The 2,332-nt window shown below is 70.1% G+C and carries 2 protein-coding genes and 1 pseudogene; all 3 read right to left on the reverse strand.

Features of this window, described 5'->3' with window-relative positions; all coding sequences use genetic code 11:
- Window positions 1–153 precede the first annotated feature (153 nt).
- Window positions 154–957 carry a 2-keto-4-pentenoate hydratase gene (locus ACT4N8_RS02005; protein WP_444856467.1) on the reverse strand — a complete coding sequence of 268 codons (804 nt, stop codon included), beginning with the start codon at window positions 955–957 and terminating at the stop codon, window positions 154–156.
- A gap of 84 nt (window positions 958–1,041) precedes the next feature.
- Window positions 1,042–1,662, reverse strand: coding sequence for a bifunctional 4-hydroxy-2-oxoglutarate aldolase/2-dehydro-3-deoxy-phosphogluconate aldolase (gene eda / locus ACT4N8_RS02010; protein ID WP_444856468.1), 621 nt, complete (start codon window positions 1,660–1,662; stop codon window positions 1,042–1,044).
- 2 nt (window positions 1,663–1,664) lie between these two features.
- Window positions 1,665–2,332 (reverse strand): annotated as a pseudogene (locus ACT4N8_RS02015) (altronate dehydratase); the annotation flags it as partial.

Consider the following 2,332-nt stretch of genomic DNA (forward strand, 5'->3'; position numbering starts at 1 on the left):
GTCGACCCCGCGCTCGCCCCGACCCGAGTCATCGAAAGCGTCCAGGCCGACGGCCTCGTCATCTACGAAGTTTATCAGGGCGAGCGGAAGCTCGAAGTGCGCTGGAACGGCCGCACGGCCGACGTGCTCACCCGCGAATGGGCGCACTGAACGTTATTCGGGACGGGCGGCGACCAGGTCGCAGCTGACCGCGAGGCCGTCGTGAAAGCGCGCCTCGACCCGCTGGCCCGGACGCGCGTCATGGACGCCGGTGACCGCGCCGGAGGAGATCCACTGGCCCGGCACGAGCGCGATGCCGCGCCGCGTCATCAGCTCGAACAGGAAGCGCGCGGCGCCGATCGCCCCGTCGGGAAATGTGGCGGCGCGTCCGGTGCCGACCGTCTCACCGTCGATCAAAGTCGTCACTTCCCAATCCTCGAAGCCGCTCGCGCGCCAGTCGGGGATCTCCGAGCCGATCACCATCCCGTTATTGTTACCGAAATCGGAGATGACGGCGATCGGGCCGAGCGCGTTGATCGCGCCCAGAGGCGAGCTCGCGATCTCGATTCCGACATGAACCGCATCGATCAGCGCCGCTGCTTCAATGAGGCTGAAGCCTCCTTTGCCGGCGGCCGGCGCGGTCCCGATCTGCAGGAGGAACTCCGCCTCGCCGGCGGCGAAGCCCTCGGCGAAGACCGGCATTTCGACCGTCCCGCCGTTGCCGGCGGGGCGTTCCGCGGTGAAGATCGGTCCGGCCAGCCGATCGGTGCCGAACCGGTCGATCAAAGGAGGGGGCACGCGCCCCACCTTCCAGCCGATCACCGGCCGTCCCCAGGCGGCGATCGCCTCGTCCTGGATCGCATAGGCTTCGTCGAGCGTGGCTGGGAAATCGCCCGGATAGTCCGCAAGCCCCGCGGCCGCGCGGCGCGCGGCGAGGAATCGGCCGGCGATCCGGCTGCGATCGGTCACGAGGTTCAAGCAGGCTCTCCCGGCTCTCTTTTTTTATCAGCTATAGGAAACCGGTGTCATAGGCAACTGGCCGTGACGCGGGGTGCGACGAAATCAGACGCGGCGGAGGCCGGCGGCGGCCTCGGCGCGGGCGCGAATCGCTGCGCGATCGAGCGGCTCGCCGGCGGGCACGAGCCAGCTGCCACCGACGCAGACGACCGCCGGCAGATCGAGCCAGGTCTGGGCGTTGTCCTGGGTGATTCCGCCGGTCGGGCAGAAGCGCACGCCGCCGAAAATCGCGGCCAGACCTTTGAGCGCCTTGATTCCACCCGCAGCCTCGGCCGGGAAGAATTTGAGCCGCGAGAAGCCGAGATCGCGCGCGCGCATGATCTCGCCCGCAGTGGCGACGCCCGGGAGGAAGGGCAGGCCCGAGTCGCGCGCCGCCACGCCCAGCCGTTCGGTGAGACCGGGGCTGACGACAAACTCCGCGCCCGCGTCGCGCGCGGCGGCGAGCTGGCCGGGATCGAGCACGGTCCCGGCGCCCACGACTGCGCCGGGGACAGCGTTCATCGCCTGGATCGCATCGAGCGCGACCGGGGTGCGCAGCGTCACTTCGAGCGCGGGCAGCCCGCCCGCGACCAGGGCTTCGGCGATCGGCCGCGCGTCCTCGACCCGGTCGATTACCAGCACGGGAATCACCGGCGCGAGGGCGAGGATGTCGTCGATGCCCGCCATGCTCAAAGCGTAACGCCGCGCTTCCAGATCGCAATCTCGCGCTCGCCGTTGCGCTCGGCCGCAGTCGGCGCGCCCGAGGCGATGCGGACGAGATCCGTCATCAACGCGTCCGCGCAGGCGTCGAAGCCGTCGGCGAGGACTCGGCCCGCGTCGAAATCGATCCAGCCCGGTTTGCGCCGGGCGAGCGCGCTGTTCGAGGCGAGCTTCACCGTCGGCACGGGAAAGCCGAGCGGCGTGCCGCGTCCGGTGGTGAACAAGATCATCGTCGCGCCCGCGGCGGCGAGCGCGGTCGAGGAGATCGCGTCGTTGCCCGGCGCCTCGAGCAGGCTCAGCCCCTTGCGCCTGAGCCGCGCGCCGTAGCGCAGCACGTCGGCGACCGGCGCGCGCCCCGCTTTCTGCACCGCGCCCAGCGATTTCTCCTCGAGCGTCGTGATCCCGCCTTCGATATTTCCGGGCGAGGGATTTTCCGAGACCGCCTCGCCATGAGCGAGGAAGTAGCGCTTGAAGTCGTTCACCAGGTCGACGATGCGCTCGAACACCTCGCGGTCCTTGGCGCGCGCCATGAGCAGCCGCTCGGCCCCGAAAATCTCCGGGATCTCGGTCAGGATCGCGGCGCCGCCGGCGCCGATCGCGCGGTCGGCGATTCGGCCCAACAGCGGGTTGGCGGTGA

Source organism: Sphingosinicella sp., from assembly GCF_052387495.1.
Taxonomy (GTDB): Bacteria; Pseudomonadota; Alphaproteobacteria; order Sphingomonadales; family Sphingomonadaceae; genus Allosphingosinicella.

Coding starts and splice junctions, on each gene's coding strand:
- eda (WP_444856468.1), bottom strand. CDS start 1,662: ATGGCGGGCATCGACGACATCCTCGCCCTCGCGCCGGTGATTCCCGTG.